17 protein-coding genes are annotated in these 17495 nt (G+C 44.5%); 9 read left to right on the top strand and 8 right to left on the bottom strand.

Translation table 11 applies throughout. The annotated features are described in order from the left end of the window. Window positions 1–53 precede the first annotated feature (53 nt). The 3 genes from HF312_06525 to HF312_06515 all read left to right on the top strand — a co-directional run bounded on the left by HF312_06525 (window position 54) and on the right by HF312_06515 (window position 2082). Window positions 54–506 (top strand): Crp/Fnr family transcriptional regulator, encoded by a 453-nt coding sequence (locus HF312_06525; GenBank protein ID MCU7519857.1) that lies wholly within the window; start codon window positions 54–56, stop codon window positions 504–506. Window positions 507–666: 160 nt separating this feature from the next. After that, on the top strand, window positions 667–1155 hold the full coding sequence (locus HF312_06520; GenBank protein MCU7519856.1) for a tetratricopeptide repeat protein: 489 nt from the start codon (window positions 667–669) through the stop codon (window positions 1153–1155). A gap of 225 nt (window positions 1156–1380) precedes the next feature. Then, window positions 1381–2082 (top strand): TIGR00730 family Rossman fold protein, encoded by a 702-nt coding sequence (locus HF312_06515; protein ID MCU7519855.1) that lies wholly within the window; start codon window positions 1381–1383, stop codon window positions 2080–2082. A gap of 59 nt (window positions 2083–2141) precedes the next feature. Here HF312_06515 and HF312_06510 read toward each other — a convergent pair whose 3' ends face one another. Next, window positions 2142–3842 carry a short-chain dehydrogenase gene (locus HF312_06510; protein ID MCU7519854.1) on the bottom strand — a complete coding sequence of 567 codons (1701 nt, stop codon included), beginning with the start codon at window positions 3840–3842 and terminating at the stop codon, window positions 2142–2144. A 276-nt stretch (window positions 3843–4118) separates the two neighbouring features. Between HF312_06510 and HF312_06505 the strand changes: the two genes are divergently transcribed. The 5 genes from HF312_06505 (at window position 4119) to rlmB (ending at window position 8147) form a co-directional block, all read left to right on the top strand. Then, on the top strand, window positions 4119–4592 hold the full coding sequence (locus HF312_06505; GenBank protein MCU7519853.1) for a PTS sugar transporter subunit IIA: 474 nt from the start codon (window positions 4119–4121) through the stop codon (window positions 4590–4592). 128 nt (window positions 4593–4720) lie between these two features. Further along, window positions 4721–5980: a histidine--tRNA ligase gene (locus HF312_06500; protein ID MCU7519852.1), complete on the top strand. Its 1260-nt coding sequence runs from the start codon at window positions 4721–4723 to the stop codon at window positions 5978–5980. Between the two features lie 3 nt (window positions 5981–5983). Continuing rightward, window positions 5984–6505 (top strand): hypothetical protein, encoded by a 522-nt coding sequence (locus tag HF312_06495; protein ID MCU7519851.1) that lies wholly within the window; start codon window positions 5984–5986, stop codon window positions 6503–6505. 9 nt (window positions 6506–6514) lie between these two features. Then, window positions 6515–7390, top strand: coding sequence for a prolipoprotein diacylglyceryl transferase (locus HF312_06490; protein ID MCU7519850.1), 876 nt, complete (start codon window positions 6515–6517; stop codon window positions 7388–7390). 28 nt (window positions 7391–7418) lie between these two features. Then, window positions 7419–8147, top strand: coding sequence for a 23S rRNA (guanosine(2251)-2'-O)-methyltransferase RlmB (gene rlmB / locus HF312_06485; GenBank protein ID MCU7519849.1), 729 nt, complete (start codon window positions 7419–7421; stop codon window positions 8145–8147). A gap of 46 nt (window positions 8148–8193) precedes the next feature. Here the strand turns inward: rlmB and HF312_06480 are convergent, their stop codons facing one another. From HF312_06480 to trxA, 7 genes are all read right to left on the bottom strand, one after another. Continuing rightward, complete coding sequence (locus HF312_06480) at window positions 8194–8877, bottom strand: hypothetical protein (protein ID MCU7519848.1); 684 nt, start codon at window positions 8875–8877, stop codon at window positions 8194–8196. Window positions 8878–8886: 9 nt separating this feature from the next. Further along, window positions 8887–9723: an ABC transporter permease subunit gene (locus HF312_06475; protein ID MCU7519847.1), complete on the bottom strand. Its 837-nt coding sequence runs from the start codon at window positions 9721–9723 to the stop codon at window positions 8887–8889. Next, on the bottom strand, window positions 9723–10655 hold the full coding sequence (locus HF312_06470; GenBank protein MCU7519846.1) for an ABC transporter ATP-binding protein: 933 nt from the start codon (window positions 10653–10655) through the stop codon (window positions 9723–9725). Before HF312_06470 ends, HF312_06475 begins: the two co-directional genes overlap by 1 nt. 207 nt (window positions 10656–10862) lie before the next feature. Then, window positions 10863–13775, bottom strand: a complete 2913-nt coding sequence (locus tag HF312_06465) for a serine hydrolase (GenBank protein ID MCU7519845.1) — start codon at window positions 13773–13775, stop codon at window positions 10863–10865. Between the two features lie 218 nt (window positions 13776–13993). Further along, a complete protein-coding gene (locus tag HF312_06460) occupies window positions 13994–15346 on the bottom strand; it encodes an AmpG family muropeptide MFS transporter (protein ID MCU7519844.1) in 1353 nt (450 codons plus the stop codon). 82 nt (window positions 15347–15428) lie between these two features. Continuing rightward, window positions 15429–16352, bottom strand: a complete 924-nt coding sequence (locus HF312_06455) for a hypothetical protein (protein ID MCU7519843.1) — start codon at window positions 16350–16352, stop codon at window positions 15429–15431. A 251-nt stretch (window positions 16353–16603) separates the two neighbouring features. Next, complete coding sequence (gene trxA, locus HF312_06450; protein ID MCU7519842.1) at window positions 16604–16972, bottom strand: thioredoxin; 369 nt, start codon at window positions 16970–16972, stop codon at window positions 16604–16606. Between the two features lie 207 nt (window positions 16973–17179). Here trxA and HF312_06445 point away from each other — a divergent pair, with 207 nt between their 5' ends. Then, on the top strand, window positions 17180–17488 hold the full coding sequence (locus HF312_06445) for an MTH1187 family thiamine-binding protein (protein MCU7519841.1): 309 nt from the start codon (window positions 17180–17182) through the stop codon (window positions 17486–17488). Window positions 17489–17495: the final 7 nt, after the last annotated feature.

Genomic DNA, 17495 nt, shown 5'->3' with positions numbered 1-17495 from the left:
TCTTCAAGATTTCACCTCACGGCAAGGAGTACATACTGCACCTTTTAAGGGAAATGCAGCTCTTCGGCGACGTCCCTTTATTTACCGGAGGCGACTGCCCGGCAAGCGTGCAGGTCCTGGAGGACAGTACGCTTTTGTTTATTCCCAAAAATGAATTCCTGAAGCTCCTGGAAAGCAACTCACACTTAAGCATGAAGGTAATGGCGGGCTTTGCAAAGCGCCTTAAATCCATTTCAGTTAAAGCCGAAGATGAAACTCTAAAGGAGGTGGTAAACCGCCTTGCGGATTATCTTGTCAAGGAGGCAGAAAGTGCTGGCACTGCAGGCTTACCCGAGCCTTACGTAAAACTTACCTTATCCAACCCCACGCTGGCAGCGTACCTGAGTACAATAACAGAAACAATATCGCGCGCATTCAGAAAAATGAGGGAGCAGGGTGTGATCAGAATGCACGAACGAACTGTATTTATACAGGATTTGGAAGCTCTAAAGAAGCTGGCTGAGTGACCAATAAAGGTAATTCAATTACTCAGATACCTGCAGTAGTTTACAATACCCAATCATCCATTGACTTTTTGGGAAAAATTAGGTATCTATTCAACGGGAAGGATGTTCGGATTATTAAAATTTGACCTTGATCCTTTCATCTAGAGAAAGAGGCATAAGGATGATTAACAATAGCAACAGACTGGATATTGCTCAGGAGTACTTTAATAAGGCGTATAAGTCCCAGATGGAAGGAAGGCTTGACGAGGCGATCGATTATTATAAAATTTCTATAGATCTGTTCCCCACGGCCGAGGCTCATACCTTTCTGGGCTGGGCTTATAGTGTAAAGGGCAAGTATGAAGATGCTATTGACGAGTGCTACATCGCCATTGAAATAGATGAGGATTACGGAAACCCTTATAACGACATAGGCGAGTACCTCATCAGCCTTTCAAGGTACGAAGAGGCGATAATATGGCTGGAAAAGGCGATAAATGCTCCGCGCTATTCATCGCGCCACTTCCCTTATTACAACCTGGGCAGAATTTATGAGAAGAAGGGGGAATGGTTTAAGGCGCTCAGCTATTATAAGGATGCTGTACACCTGAGTCCCGACTTCGATCCGGCCAAAAAGGCCATTATCAGGGTCACAACCCTGCTTAATTAGACATCCCGGATGGTATTCCAAAATATTTAACCGGCCATGGATTTAACCCCAAAGCCGGTTTTTTTATGCCCGCAGAAGACCCGGTACCCGGTTTTACCCCCGTTTTATGCTCAAATTAAATTATTTCTTTCCGATAATTATCATGCATGTTATTGCCGGAGGACGTATATTTGTCCCCCATTAATGATAAAATTTTAAGAAAACTGATTCAGGAAATTAAAAACTATGCACTTTCAGGATATTGACCCGGCCAGCATGATTGAGGCCCGCCTTATTAACTCGCAGGAGGACCTGTGGCGGCTCTTCAGGATTATGGCTGAATTCGTTGAAGGGTTTGAAAAAATGGCCTCAATTAAGCCGAGCGTGACAATTTTCGGCTCGGCAAGAATAAATGAAGATGACTGCTACTATCAGATGGCCCGTGAAGTTGCCCGCAGGCTGGTTGAAAAGGGGATGGGTGTTATTACCGGCGGAGGCCCCGGCATAATGGAGGCTGCAAACAGGGGAGCAACTGAAGCAGGGGGAAGCTCCACGGGAGTTAATATTGAACTTCCTTTTGAACAGAGCGCAAACCCTTATATTGACCGCGACAAGCTTTTAACTTTCCGCTACTTCTTTATCCGTAAGCTCATGTTCTTTAAGTACTCTCAGGGCTATATAATGATGCCGGGCGGATTTGGAACGCTGGATGAATCTTTCGAGGTTTTAACCCTCATACAGACGGGCAAGACGCAGCGCGTGCCGGTTGTCTTTATGGGCAGGGAATTCTGGAAACCGGGGCTGGAATGGATAACCGGCACAATACTGAAAAATAAGCTGATCTCGGAGAAGGACCTGAATCTCTTCTCAGTTACAGATGACGCCGAAGAAGCTGCTGAACTGATTATGGATTTCCATAAGGGAAAAAGGTTTACACCTAATTTCTAATTTCTTAAAATAAAAAAGGCGGGTCTTTTCTCCCGCCTTTTGAAGCTTTTCCTGAAAGCTCAGGACTTCATTCTCATTCCTTTTTCTTCATGTATGAAGATCCAGCTTACCACTTTGCCGATGTCAATTTTCTCAAAGTTATTCCAGTACGATTTGGTCCTGACGTGATTTGAACTCGTATCATGCAAAGGAATACTCTGTGCCTCTGCCATTATGGCGTTAAGCCTCGACTGCCATACGGCCATATTTGATACTCTTAGATCAACCCATCCGTCTTTTGCCCAATGATTAATTGAGTCTTCATTGATTTCAAGCTCATCTTCACCCCTGTAAGGCGGAATTTTCATTTCATTTCCTCTCAGAAGCGATGTGCCGTCGGGCATGAGTATGGCAATGCCGATTGAAAGGATTTCATTTCTGAGCTTTTCATTCTTTGAAATCAGTTCGCAGCACCTGGATGAGAGTGTCTCAGGTTTTTCCGAAGCGGTATCCTTCATAGTGCCTGCGGCCCGGCGCAGCAGATCGATTTCATAGAGCAGTTTTGAAAGTCTTGGCGGGCCCAGGAGTTCAAATGCCACGCTGTTTACATTATGCTCCTCTTCAAGCTCCGCCAGTTTTTCAACTGCCGCATGCTGCAGGAAGCCTGCCCTGTATGAGGGTTCAAGTGTAGCGTTGTCGAGGGCATTAATAATATCGTGTCCCGTATTGCCGCCTCTGATCTCATAGATCACGTCTTCGGCAATTTCTTCAGGAGTAACAAATTCCATCTGGCCCTGCCCTGTAATGGCTTCAAATTCACCTCTTGAGAAGGTCCCATTTTCACCCGTATCGATAAAGACCGATTTAAGTGTCTCGCCTGTTTTGTCGAAGGGTTTGTCCAGTTTCAGCTTAAGCTTTCCGTTAAGCTTCTGTGCCGATTCAAGCGGAATGTTGAGTATGTCTATAGGCAGTCCGCGTTTTTTAATTTCGTCGAACACGATCTTCTTCCATGCAATTGCAGCCGTAGGTTTAATTTCCTTTGTAATGGGGCCTTCAGGTGTTCTTCCCATTAAGAAAAGAAGAAGCGTATGTGCGCCAGCAACCGAGGATTTGCTTAAAAGAACGCGTGAGGGTTTTTCCTCGCTGTGTGTATAAGGTATATTCAGGCCCATACCGCCGGTGCCGCTTGTGCCTATTTTAATATAAATTTTTGTGCTGGCCTCGCGCATTGAACCGTAGAGGATCTGCACGTGCCTGATTAGCTGCGGTATGTAAAGCGTGCAGAGGAGCTTTTCTGTTTCCTCGGCCAGCGATTCAACCGTTGGCTGAGCGGCTATGGTCTTCTTGATATTTCTGTAGGTGGTATAGACGTCCTGATAAGCTATTCCCGTTGCCGAGTTAATACAGTCGACAATGATGTCCGGCTTAAACTTGCAGACCAGCTGGTAAATGGATGAGCTCTTTAAGATCTCTTCGTCCAGCTCTTCCATTACGTCTTTAATGAGTGTTCTGCGCTTTTCGGCATCAGCGAGAAGTGCAAACCTGTCGGTATCCTTGAACTCATTTCGTACAAAAATATTTCCCCACCACGGCACAAAATAATCCTGTGGAAGACCGGGGAATTCCTCTCTTAATTTAATGACTTCATCTTCGGCTTCCGACTGTTTGAGAGATGTTAGAATTATCTGCCGGGGCTTTTGTGGAACTAACTGACGGGTGACTGCATTACCTACTAATCCCCATGCTCCCAGGACGAGCACGGTTTTGTTCTGAATATCCATAAAATCCTCATTTAGTTTTTTGATGAAGAACTATGCATGAAAATTACTGTTTATTACATCATTTGGCAAGCAAATAAGAATGCCGCAAAAAGGCGGGATAAGGGCCCTGATCCTGGGGTTCGCGGGAACAGAATAACAGGATAAAAAATCATATTTCGGGGGTAAAAGGGCAATTTTAGCATATATGAAAAATGCTCAGGGAAAATTGATAAACAGTTACTTAATTAGTAAATTAGGTGTATATTTTATTAATAACTTAGGTTTTTCTGAAGAAAGATGAAGATTTGTGACATAATTAAACCAGATAAAATTGTTGCAGAATTAAAAGGCGGCTCAAAGGAAGATATTATTAATGAACTGATAGATCTTTTCAAGGATGACCCCCGCGTCAGCAATATAGAAAAGGTCCGCTCCGCAGTCCTCGAAAGAGAGAAAATAATGTCAACCGGTGTCGGCAAAGGCTTTGCAATTCCTCACGCTAAGACAGATTCAATTACTGAAATCATAGCTGCTTTCGGCAGAAGCAAGAAGCCGATAGATTTTGCCGCGCTCGACGAACAGCCTGTGCATCTTGTTTTCCTTCTGGTTGGAAAAGATAACCTCGTAGGACCTCATATTAAACTTCTTAGCCGTATTTCCAGGATGATGAATAAGGATGAGTTCAGGGAAAGCCTTATGAACGCCAAAAGTGCGGATGAGATTTATTCAATTTTCCAGGAAGAGGAAACCAAGTATTTCGAAATTTCCTAAGGCCCTCTCTGGGAAAAAGTTTTCAGAACAATATGAACGTTCACGTTGTTAAATTCTCAATGAAAGATAGTTCTTACAATCTTACTTTGAGAATTTGACATTTAATATGAAGGAATGACAACTCACATATGATTAAAGCAATTACCGGTACTAAAGATATCCTCCCCTCAGACATTTCAAAGTGGAAATTTGCAGAAGGCATTATCAATAAGACGATGCAGGGCTTCAACTACAAGGAGGTTAGGACTCCTGTATTCGAGGAAACGGCCCTTTTTTCAAGGGGGATCGGAGAAGCCACAGACATTGTAAGTAAGGAAATGTATACCTTCCTGGACAAGGGGGGTACAAGCCTGACACTGAGGCCCGAGATGACGGCTTCTGTTGTAAGAGCCTTTGTTGAGCACTCCCTTGCGGCAAAACAGAATCTTAACAAACTTTATTATATTGCACCCATGTTCCGCCAGGAGCGTCCGCAGGCAGGGCGCCTGAGGCAGTTCCACCAGTTCGGGGCCGAAGCCATCGGAAGCACCTCAGCGGCACTTGATGCCGAGATGATAATAATGGCTTTTGACATCCTAAAGTCTTTCGGGCTTAAGAATATTTTAGTGAAGATAAATTCACTCGGCGTTCCGGAGTCGAGAGAGAACTACAAAATGAAACTCAGGGAGTACCTCCAGGATAAGGTCCAGGGCCTTTCTGAGGACAGCCGCAAAAGGTTTGAGACAAATATACTCCGCATCTTCGACAGCAAGGAAGAAGGCGACCAGAAGATCATGGAACAGGCTCCGCTTCTGATTGATTACCTGGATGAGGAAAGCCTGCAGCACTTTGAAAGCGTAAAAAATCTTTTATCAGAGGCCGGGGTGCCTTTTGAAGTGGACCCGAAGCTTGTCAGGGGGCTGGATTACTATACAAAGACCACCTTTGAAATTGTCTCCGGCTCCGTAGGCTCGCAGAGCGCTCTTTGCGGGGGCGGAAGGTATGACCTGCTTGTTGAACAGCTCGGGGGAAAGCCGACGCCGGGAGTGGGTTTTGCCGCCGGAATTGAAAGAATACTTCTTGCATGCGAAAATGAAAACAGTTTGAATATTCCCGCAGAAAGTATAGATTTATATATTGTCAGGCTCGAAAACGGCTTCCTGCCGAAAGTATTTGACCTGGGCCTTTATTTCAGGCGCAAGGGCATCCCGGCCGAATTCGACTATCTTGAGCGCAGCGTTAAAGCGCAGATGAGGGAAGCAAACAAAATGAACGCCCGCTATGTTATTATACTTGGCGGCGAGGAATATAATAAGGGCGAACTCGTCCTGAAGAATATGCTTGACGGTACACAGGAAAATGTTTCATTGGATAATATGGAGTATATTGCCAATAAATTTGCGGGGTAAAGAATGCCTCTTAAAAAACCTGAAGATATTCCGAAGATTCCTAAGACAAGAAAGAAAAGACCGGAAGCTGCAAAGGCAGCAATTCCGCAGAAAAAAGAAGATAAAATTGAGTACGTTTGCAAACCGGCTTTTAAGTACGACGAGACCTTAAGAAAGCTGTTCTACCTGGTAAGGCTCGAAACAATTGCAGAGTTTACAAGCTTTGCATATGAAATTAGTGTGGATTCCCATATTGACAGGAAGGAAAGGGAAATTGAAATTACAATTCTCGGCCTTCAGACAAATATGAGTTATCTGCCGAATATCGCGCGCGCAAAGGCTGACTGCCTTTTTGAGGACCTCATAGGCGAATATACCGTGCATGTAATTAAGCAGGACGGCGCCATTAACAGTGCGGTTTTCAATTTTAATATTTACAAGAAAGAGATTAAACTGGTGGAGAAATTCATGCCTCCAAAGAAGAATAACAGGCTCTTCTGTGATTTTGAGGTGGATGAAAGTGAATTTTCTTTCCCGCAGGAGTGACTTTTTTTTATGATGCCAAGACTTTTCCAGATAGGTCCCTTTACAGTTTATAGTTATGGTTTAATGCTGGGTATCGCTTTTATTATTGCCAGCTATGTTCTTACAAAGGAACTTGAAAGAAGAAAGATGGATCCGAACATTGCTACCGAAATTACGCTTTATGCAATTATTTTCGGCCTGATCGGAAGCAAGCTTTTCTATGTTTTTGAAAACTGGGATGCATTTGCAGCAAACCCCCTGGGCGAGTTCTTCTCTCCCGGAGGCCTCACATTCTACGGCGGATTCCTCCTGGCACTGGCCGCGATATTTTTTACAATCAGGCGTAAAAAGATTCCATTTCTTGTAATAGCTGACGCCACTGCGCCTTCACTTGCACTTGCATATGGCATAGGCAGAATCGGCTGCCACCTGGCCGGCGATGGCGACTACGGGATTCCTACAAACCTGCCATGGGGTACAAACTATGAAAATGGCACCGTGCCTCCTTCGTATGCATTCAGGGGATCGGAAATAGCAAAGCATTACCCGGGCGGCGTTGTACCGGATAACACTCCTCTTCATCCGGCACCCGTGTACGAATTTTTCATAGCTATGATCATCTTCGGCATACTCTGGAAGCTTAGGAAAAAGTCGAACTGGCCCGACGGCAAACTTTTTATGTTCTACCTGATCTTTACCGGAACGGCACGCCTCAGTGTGGAATTTATCAGGCTTAACCCGAAGTACCTTTTTGGCCTTACCGAAGCACAGCTCATTGCAGCTGCGCTTATAATTGGCGGCGTGACGGGACTTATATTCTTCCGGAATCATCCCGCTTTGAAGAAATGGGCTCCGCCTCAGAAGGAAGCTGAACCGAAGCTAGCAAAAAAAACGAGCGTTAAATAATATTTTTACCCAAGTCCCGGCACAAGAAATGAATTTAATTATTGGAAGAAAACCTGTCCTTGAAGCCCTTTCTTCAGGAGAGGTAATTGAGCAGATATATGTACTCTTCGGGCAGAAGAGTCCTGCCATATACGAAATACAGAAAATGGCGCGCCAGAAGGGGATTAAGATTGTGGAACTTCCGCAGGCGAAGTTCAGCGCCATTTCGCAGGACCCGCATACGCAGGGGGTAATTGCAATTAAAAGCTCACAGAAATATTTTGAGCTTGATGAACTGATACGTGAGGCAAAAAAATCCCCGCTGCCTTTCCTGCTGGTGCTTGATTCCATACAGGACCCGCACAACCTTGGAGCAATCATACGTTCTGCCGAATGTGCAGGTGTTGACGGAATAATAGTTACAAAGCACAATAGTGCCACAGTAACAGAAACCGTGGTCAAAACCTCGGCCGGCGCAACAGAGCACGCGAGGATATGCAAGGTAAGCAACCTCAGCCAGGCGTTAAAGACATTAAAGGAAGAGGGCTTCTGGGTAATGGGCTCCTACCTTGAAGGCGCAAAGGATTATTCAGAGACCGATTACAAGCTTCCCCTTGCGCTTGTAGTTGGGAACGAGGAAAAGGGCCTGAGGCGTCTTACGGCTGAAAGCTGCGACTTCTTAATCAAGATACCGATGAAAGGGAAGATACAGTCACTGAACGTTTCTGTTGCCACAGGTGTGCTTCTTTTTGAGGTCTTGAGGCAGAGGAGCAAATAAATATCAGCACCCCGGACCAAGGTCCGGGGCAAGTCATAAAGAAAATTTATTTTTTCTTTTTTTCTAAAAATTTACTGTCCGGAATACCCTTATTTACCTTGTAATCTGAATATGTGACGCTCACGTTTCCGCGCACGGGCCCGTTTGCTTTTGCTTTCTGCTGGCTTCCGGGGCCGCCTGAACCTCTTGGGGGATTGGGTACGTCAAAACTGAACAGGATTGAAGATGGCAGGGGGTAGTTCATGTTACCATTATAATTAAACGTTATCTCAAATGAGCCCCCTCTTCTTGGAGTCGATTCAACCTTTCTTATAACGTCCTTCATGGGATCGATCCAGAGCGTTGAGAGGACAATTTCGCTGTTTGGATCATTAGGTATTACCTTAATAACATCTACCGGCGTGCCTCCTATTTTATCCTGCTTAACGTAGATTGCGCTGTAGTCGCCTTTGATCATATTCGCGGGAGAAAAATTAAATGCCTGCTTTGGCAGCATTGCAAAGCCGTCTGTATCCATTTTCATCTTGTCGGGCTTCTTGAAATAAATTTTAGCATCCATCTCAGGGACCTTAAGGAAACTTACGTCAACTTTAATGTGAGCCTTTACCTCATAGTCGTTAACTGTCGATGTGAATTTTTGTTTTACCCTTTCCAGCAGCTTATTCGGATCCTGTTTCTGTGCATAAAGAGCTGCCGAAAATATAACTAAAAGAAGGATTATCTTTTTCATGTATTGTCCCTAGCTTAAAATGTCTTTCTTTGAAAAAATGTATAATGCCGCGCCGTAGAACAGGGCTATATGTAATGCCAGTACGCCAGCATCTTTCATTAAGGCGTGATAGTCTACAGGGTCGTCAAAAAAGTAAGACCATCCTGTAAGATAATTCGTAAAGAGATAAGGCTTTACGGCATCAAATAAATCAATGTCGATTACGGAAATAATCAGGAAAATGATTATAACGGCCATGGTTGTAACAATAGGACCGATGGCATTTTCAACGAGTGAAGAAAAAAGGAACGCCAGTGTAATAACAACTGTCATGCTCAGAGTCGCAAAGGCGTAAGCTGCCATAAAACGCCAGAGGACGTCGTTTGCAGCAAAGATTACCACTTTTGTCTTAAATGCAACAAGAGGCCCGGTGCCGAAAATAAGCAGTCCAAGTCCAAGTGTCATTACCGCCAGCCATACAATTAGGAGTCCGGTATAGATAACAGCCGCAATAAATTTTGAGGTAACGATCTCAAAGCGCGAGACAGGCCTTGTTACAAGCATTCGGTATGTTCCGCCTGTTGCCTCTCCGGCCAGCAGATCTCCCCCCACAAGAACAATGAGGAAGGGGATATGTATGTAGAGCGCCTGAAGCGTGAGGTTTGCAATGGCGTATCCGTTTAACAGGTTGCCGGCAAATACGAACTGGTCGCCCAGGCTTCTAAGAGCAAAGCTGGGGTTGTTATCGGCGGTTAAATAAATTGCAACGTTAATTAAAGAAGCCAGGAGTGTAATGGCAATAAAACCGATATAGGCTCTCCACTTCTTAAAAATCTTATATAATTCTATCGAGATAAGTGTAAGCATTATTCTTTCCCCTCCGTTATTGCCAGGAAATAGTCTTCAAGAGACCTCATCGGAATTAAAGCGTTTACGGCCACATTGCCTTCAACAAGGAATTTATTCAGCTCTGGGATTTCCTCCTTGCGCAGGTTAAAGAAGAGATCGCTGTTTGCGTGGCTTTCAAGGTACCCGGCCCAGCGCGAGCTCTGAAGGAGGCTTAAGGCGCCTGCCGGTTCATTAACCTGAACAGTAACCTTCAGCACGCCCGAATTAAGGAGCTCATCAACCGTTCCTTCAACCTTTGCCGTTCCCTTATTTATAATGATCATTCTTGTTGCGATGATTTCTACTTCTGAGAGGATATGTGATGAAAGAAACACAGTTTTCCCTTTTTCACGGCTGAGGTAAAGTATAAGGTCGCGTATTTCCTTCATGCCCTGAGGGTCCAGTCCTGTAGTCGGCTCATCCAGAACGATAAGATCCGGGTCGTGCAAAAGTGCCTGCGCAAGCCCCAGGCGCTGCTTCATTCCATGAGAAAATGTTTTAACGCGGCTGTTAAATCTTTTCTCAAGGCCCACTAGTTCCAGCATTTCCATAATTCTTTTTTTAGATGTATCGGTCCCGGAGATCCTGCCCAGGAGCTCAAGATTTTTGTATGCCGTAAGATATAGGTAAAAGTCGGGTTTCTCTACAATTGCGCCAACTTTCCTTAGGATTTCCCTGCGGTGATGTTCAAGGGGCAATCCGAAAATTTTAATTGACCCGGAAGTGGGTTTTATTAGCGACATGAGCATTCGGATTGTAGTGCTTTTGCCTGCTCCGTTTGGGCCCAGGAAGCCGAAGACGTCGCCTTTATACACATTCAGGTCGAGATTATTAACGGCGCGCACTTCCCTGAACTGTTTTGTAAGTCCTTTTACTTCAATAACCTGTTCAGAATTCAAGCAAGACTCCACGTTGTTGAAACAAATATAAAATAAAGACCAAGTTAATAATTTTTTGGTTTAATTGAACCATAGAGGAAATTAAACCGCCATTTACATGTTTAGACTCTCCTGGAAGGGGGAAAGTTCGATTTTTAAGCCAGCCCGCAGTAATGGACATAAAAAAAGGCGGCTATGGATTTTGTCTCCATAGCCGCCACATTTAATAATGGGGAATTATTAATAGGAAATTGCTTTTACTACGGCATCGTGAAGTTTGGGGCGGAATTTAATGATCTTGTTGTTTTTTCTTGTAGGGAAAACCCTGTTTGTAAGAAGCACAACAAAAAGGTCTCTTTTCTTGTCGGCCCAGACGGATGTGCCTGTAAAACCTGTGTGTCCGAAAGACTCGGGGCTCAGGAGGCTTCCGGCTGAAGAACCCGTGGGAGCTTTTGTATCCCAGCCGAGCCCGCGTGAGCTCTGGCCAGAAATTTTTGAAGTAAAGAGTTCCACCGTGGAAGGCTTTATTAGCTGCTTGTGGTCGTAGCGTCCCTGGTTAAGCATCATCTGCAGGAATATGGAAATGTCGCCTGCAGTTGAAAAGAGCCCTGCGTGGCCTGCAACGCCGCCCATAGCGGCCGCATTTTCATCGTGCACGGTTCCTCTTACCGTATCCATCCTCCAGTAATTATCCACCTCAGTAGGTACGCACAGGCTCCTGAGGTTCTTGGGAGGGTTATACATAGTGTGTGTCATACCCAAAGGCTCAAAGACTCTTTTCTTCAGGAACTGGTCTAAAGGCATGCCTGAGATTTTCTCAATAACCAGCTGAAGCGTGATCATGCTGAGGTCGCTGTAGAGGAATTTTGTGCCTGTGGGGTATTCCAGGGCGGTATTCATAATGTCACGGGCAACCTCGTCGTGGGTTTTATACATTTTATAAAAAGGCTTGTCTGCCGGAAAACCTGCGTTATGAAGCAGGAGATTTCTGACGGTAATATCCTCCTTGCCGTGGTTTGCGAACTCAGGGAGGTAGTCGGCTACTTTTTTATCCAGAGAAAGCCTGCCCTCGTCATACAAAATCATGGCTGCTGTTGTGGTGCCAATAACCTTAGAGACCGAAGCCAGGTCGAACATGGCACTGGTTGTCATCGGCTGCGCACCGGGGCCATAGGTATAATTCCCGAAAGGTTTTTTATAGATTACTTTTCCTTTGTAGCCGACATAGACTACGGCGCCCGGGAATACACTGTCAGCAAGCCCTTCCTTCACTACAGAATCAACGCCTGAAAAGTCAAATGCCGTATCGGCCTCAGCGGAAATGTCTTTAAGCAGGGGCCTTTCATAGCTGAGGCCGTCACCCACCTTGTATGGTGTATTAGGAATTGAAATCGGCAGTCTTCCCGTAATATCTATATCACCCGTCAGAGCCTTCAGCATTGCAAGCTGAGAGACCTTAGGCTCGCCATAGCTGCAGAGATAATTTGGGGCCTGGGGGAAGTTTGAAAGAATGTAGGGGTTCCCCATGCTCATGAAAATGACGGGTTTATTTATCTCTGACAGGGCCTTTACAAGTTTAACTTCTTCTTCGGGCATATCGACGGAACCGGTAAATGCCCTTACCTTGACAAATATCGGCACCAGCACCAGGTCTGAAGTCCTGACGGCTTCCATGGCTTCGTTAAATTCGCGTCCGGTACTTTTCTTTCCGAGTGAAACCCGTTTAACGTTATTAAACTTTTCTTTTACGAGGTTCTCAAAATAGTACGGGGCCGGGGCGCTTACGTCGCTTAGCGTAATGCATGCCACGCTGGAGTATTTTGAGGGATCCACGGGAATCAGGTTCCCCTCATTTTTAACCATTGTTATGGATTTATCGGCAATGTCCTGCGCAAGGCGTATGTGTGACCTTTTATTCAGTAAGTTTGTGACGCTATCGATGTTAACAAACCTGTTATTATCCAGGTGCAGCCATTTTTTTGCCGCCAGGATTTTACGCACGCTGTAGTCAATACGGCTTTCTGAAATCTTTCCTGTTTCAACGGCGTTATAAATAGCTGAAATTGCGGCTGCCTCGTCGGGGGGAAAGAGTATGATGTCGTTTCCTGCCTGGACAGCCTTCAAAGTTGCCGGGCCGGTCTTAAAATGCTTTGTAACGCCGTGCATATTCATGGCATCTGTTATAACCAGCCCCTGAAAGCCGAGCTGGTTTTTAAGGAGATTGGTAATAATATTTTTTGAAAGCGTTGCCGGAAGCCCCCGTTTGGGTTCATATGCCGGAACCTCAAGGTGGCCTACCATAACGGATTTGACGCCTGCTGTAATTGCCTTTTCAAAAGGCACGAGGTCATTTTTTTCAAATGAGCTTTTGCTCTGGCTAAGAAGTGGAAGGTCCTTATGTGAGTCCAGGTCTGTTGCTCCATGTCCCGGGAAATGCTTGGCTGTTGTAAGTACGTTTTCCTCATCCATTCCCCTCATAAAAGCCAGCATATGGCGGTCAATTATATCCTTATCCTCTGAATAAGATCTGATGTTAATGATGGGATTTTTTGCGTGGTTATTTATGTCAACCATAGGAGCGTAGTTCTGCTGAACGCCTATTGAGCGGGTTTCCTGCCCAACGATCTTACCCATCATATAAGTAAGCGTGGTATCGTCGGCAGCGCCAATAGCCATATTGTAAGGGAATTCAACTGCGTCTTTAAGCCTCATGCCGACGCCTCTTTCATAGTCGGCTGAAACCAGCAGAGGCACCTCAGAGAGCTTCTGAAGCTTATTTGTAAGGAGAACCTGGTTAATTATGTCTCCCTCGAAGAAAATGATGCCTCCTACTTTAAGGTCGCGCACCAGGTGGACTAGTCTTTTATATTTCGGGTCATCCTCGTTCATAAACTCAGCTTCAACCCAGGGCATAACCATCTGTGCGCATTTTTCATAAAGCGTCATATGGTTCAGATTATTTTCAACCCAGCGGACATCGGCGCTCTTAAGGTCGAATGCGGAATAGGGGCTCAGGGCTTCCGGAGTTTTTTTTAACATTTCAGGTTCGGTTTTATGTGCAATATGTTTAGCGGATTTTTCAGAAGAAGTTGTTTTAACGGAAAAAGAAAAAGTCAGGCCTGAAATCAGCAAAAGTAAAGTTATTTTCTTCAATTTATACTCTCCTTAGGCACATTATCGAACGTACTCACAATAAAATAAGCTATTTACATTAACAACTAAAAAAAAGCCTCTTATGTTCCCACTTTGGATGAGAAACATAAGAGGTCCCCAAAAAATCGTATCAGTAAGAAGAAAAAAATTAAATCAGAACTGAGTATTCCCCTTGAAGGCGTGTCTGACTGCTTTAATTCTGTCTGTTTAGAAATCCATTATTTAGCATCCTCAGCTGTTTTCTTTCCGAAATCCGGATCATAAGGGAGCATCCTGGTAATTAAGAATGCCGGAACAACAGCCAGAGCTGCAATGATAAAGAATGTCTGGTAACCCAACATATCTTCTATCTTGCCTGCAAACATTCTTGGTATCATCATGCTAAGTGCCATAAAGCCGGTTGCAATGGAGTAATGCGACGTTTTAAGCTCGCCCTGGCAAACATACATCATGAAAAGCATGTAGGCTGTAAAACCGAAGCCGTAGCAGAACTGTTCAAAACCGACAGCCACGCATATTGCATAAATACTTTCAGGCTGTGTAAACGAAAGCATAACATACACCCAGGCAGGAAGGTTTATTGCGGCAAACATCCACCAGAGCGCTTTGCCAAGTCCCACGCGTGCTGAAAAGATGCCGCCAATAATCCCTCCGCAAAGAAGTCCGGCAACGCCTACCGTACCCGAGACAATACCGATCTGTTCTGTTGTAAGGCCAAGTCCGCCCAAAGCGCGGGGGTCTTTTAAGAATGGAGCAACAAGGCTTAAAAGCAAGGCTTCTCCCAGTCTGTATGTAAGAAGGAAAGCAAGAATAAGTACAATTTTATTTTTCTGGAAGAAAAGTGCAAATGTCTTAACGAAGTTCTTCATTACGCTTCCTGAACCGTCAACTACGGCAGGCTTGTCGCTTGCAGGGCGCGGGAGCATGAAGAAATGATAAACAGCAAAAAGGCCGAAAAGAGCCGTAACAATGTAAAATACTATTGTCCAGGCGCCTGCAACTCCCATTGTTTTGGACAGTGTGCCGGCAATAACAACCAGTATGCCCTGGGCAGTAATCATTGCTATTCTGTAGAATGTGCTTCTTATTCCTGCATAAAGAGCCTGGTTATGTTTATCGAGTCCCAGCATATAGAATCCATCGGCTGCAATGTCATGCGTAGCAGAGCTGAATGCAAGGAGGAAGAAGAACATTATTGTATACTGGAAGAATGCAGAGGCGGGTATTGTAAGTGCAACACCCGCAAGGCCGACTCCTATTAAGAACTGCATGGAAATAATCCAGGAGCGTTTTTTCCTGAACATATCAAGGAACGGGCTCCAAAGCGGCTTAATTACCCATGGCAGGTTCAGCCAGGCTGTATAGAATGTTATATCTGTATTGGAAATGCCCATATCCTTATACATAATTACTGAAACCAGCATAACTATTGCATAAGGAATACCCTCGGCATAATAGAGGGATGGGACCCATGCCCATGGGTTTCTGAACCCGGACTTTCCATTTTTGGCAGAAGATGAAGCCGCAGGGGCCTCATTTTCAACTGCTAAATCTGTTTTTTCTTTTGACATTAAAATCTCCTGTGTTAAAATTTTCAATCGGAACAAAAAATTCCTCTTAAATCCCGTGTGCTTTTAGCCTTGTTTTTAAGCCTTAAATTCCGGCCTTTTCTTTTGCCATAATTACCGCACCCATTGCAGGGGGGAAGTCGGGATTTTTTATATTCACCTTTGGGAATTTCTTTTCAACCTGGCTGCGGAAGCGTTTTGAGAGGAAGTTATCCGAGCTTGCAATTCCGCCGATAAGGCTCAGATCGAGCTCTTCCTGCTGCATTTTCTTCAGCATTGCGTGGATATGGAGCACGAGTTCGTAGCTTTCCTCTTCAACAATGTTCTGGCAGGCCTCGTCACCCATTTCAGCAGCCTTAATTACAAAGGGAGCCACCCTGGCGATGTCAAAGTTATTCTTATAAACTTCGCTGATAAGGATTTCGGGGGTTGATATGCCGAAATTTTCAGCAATTAAGGAGGTAAGGAGTGTTTTTTCGCCCCGTCCGTCAAAATCCTTTCCCACCAGAGTAAGGCCGCGGCGGCCAATGACGTATCCGCTTCCCTGGTCGCCGATAAACCTGCCGAATCCTCCGACACGGTGGATCGTTCCTTTTGCATCCTTACCAAACATGATTGATCCTGTTCCGGCAATAAGAATGCTTCCCGGTTTACCTGAAAAAGCGCCTTCAAGAGCTATGCGGGCATCGCTGTCAACATAAAATGAGTTAAATGTGACCCCTTTTTCCTTAGCGTACTGGCAGAAAGCCTGTTCCATTTTTTCGGCGTCAGGGCGTCTTCCGGCGCCTGTTGTGCCGAGTACAATGGATATAAAATCCGAATATTCGGCCTTTAATTTTTCTTTACTCTCTGAAATGAGATTAAAAAGTGTCTGAGCAACCGTATCGGCACCAATAATAAGAAAGTTCGACGGGCCGCCGGTGCATTCATAAAGTTTGTTGCCTTCTAAATCTGTAACAACACAGGCGGTTTTTGTGCCACCGCCATCCATTCCGACTAAATATTTCATTTATAATCCTGGATAAATACAGCTAAAAATGTTAATTGGATAAAAGTATGCTAAAATATAAAAAAAAGGGGACAGAATAAAAGTAAATAATGGTAAGTAATTGAAATAAATAACGTTCGACGTGCGACGTTCAACGTTCAACGGAAAGCCAGATTCGGAAAAAGATACTGAGTATAATAAAAAAGCAGGGGGTATAAGGTTCCGGAAGGTCCGGAATGATATACCGCCTGCTTTGTCAAAGATTGACTTTATTACTTTTCAACTGTTGAGGTGAGGAGAACCTTCTCAATGGCGTCTTTTAAGACGTCTTTTGGAAGCGCACCCTGCGCCATCTGAGGCTTGTCGCCTTTGGGGCAGAAAAGCAGCGAAGGAATGCTTCTTATTCCAAAGACTGCTGAAAGCTCCTGCTCGGCTTCAGTGTCTATCTTGTAGATGTTAATTTTCCCTTCATACTCCTTTGCAAGCTCCTCGAGTATAGGGGCGACCATCTTGCACGGCCCGCACCAGTCGGCATAAAAATCGATCAGACAGGGGAGTTCACCGGCATACGTCCATTCCCTGCTTTTTTCGTAATCAAAAACTTTATTGAGAAAAGTTTCTTTGGTTAAATGTTCTAACATAGTTTCCCTTCTTCCTTATTTTTTATATCAGTTAGATGCAGCAAATTATAAACGGATTCAGGAAATTTTCACTTTTGCCATATTGTTTTTTGTCCCCCCATTCCCGGCTTTCCAAGGCTTATTATATAATAGATAATATTTTTTTCGGAAAATTACCCGTAATATTTTATTTTTTATTGTTTGTGAAATTTTTTTAAGGGAGCTAAGATGGTTTTACTGGAATTCAGCATGAGTCCGACGGACAAGGGTGAAAGCCTGAGCAGCTATGTGGCCAAAATACTGAACTATATAGATGAAAGCGGCGTAAAGTATAAGCTTACACCTATGGGCACAATACTAGAAGGGGAGTGGGACGATGTAATATCGGTTGTAACGGGCTGCTTTAAGCTGATGCAGCAGGATTCAAGGAGAATAAGCGTAAACCTGAAGGTGGATTACCGTGCAGGGGAAGAAAGCCGCCTTGAGAGCAAGATTCAGAAAGTTGAAAAAATACTGAATAAGAAACTTTCAACTTAAACTAAAA

It is taken from the genome of Ignavibacteria bacterium (genome assembly GCA_025612375.1).
Classification (GTDB): Bacteria; Bacteroidota; Ignavibacteria; order Ignavibacteriales; family SURF-24; genus JAAXKN01.
This window is presented reverse-complemented; position numbering and strand designations above follow the sequence as displayed.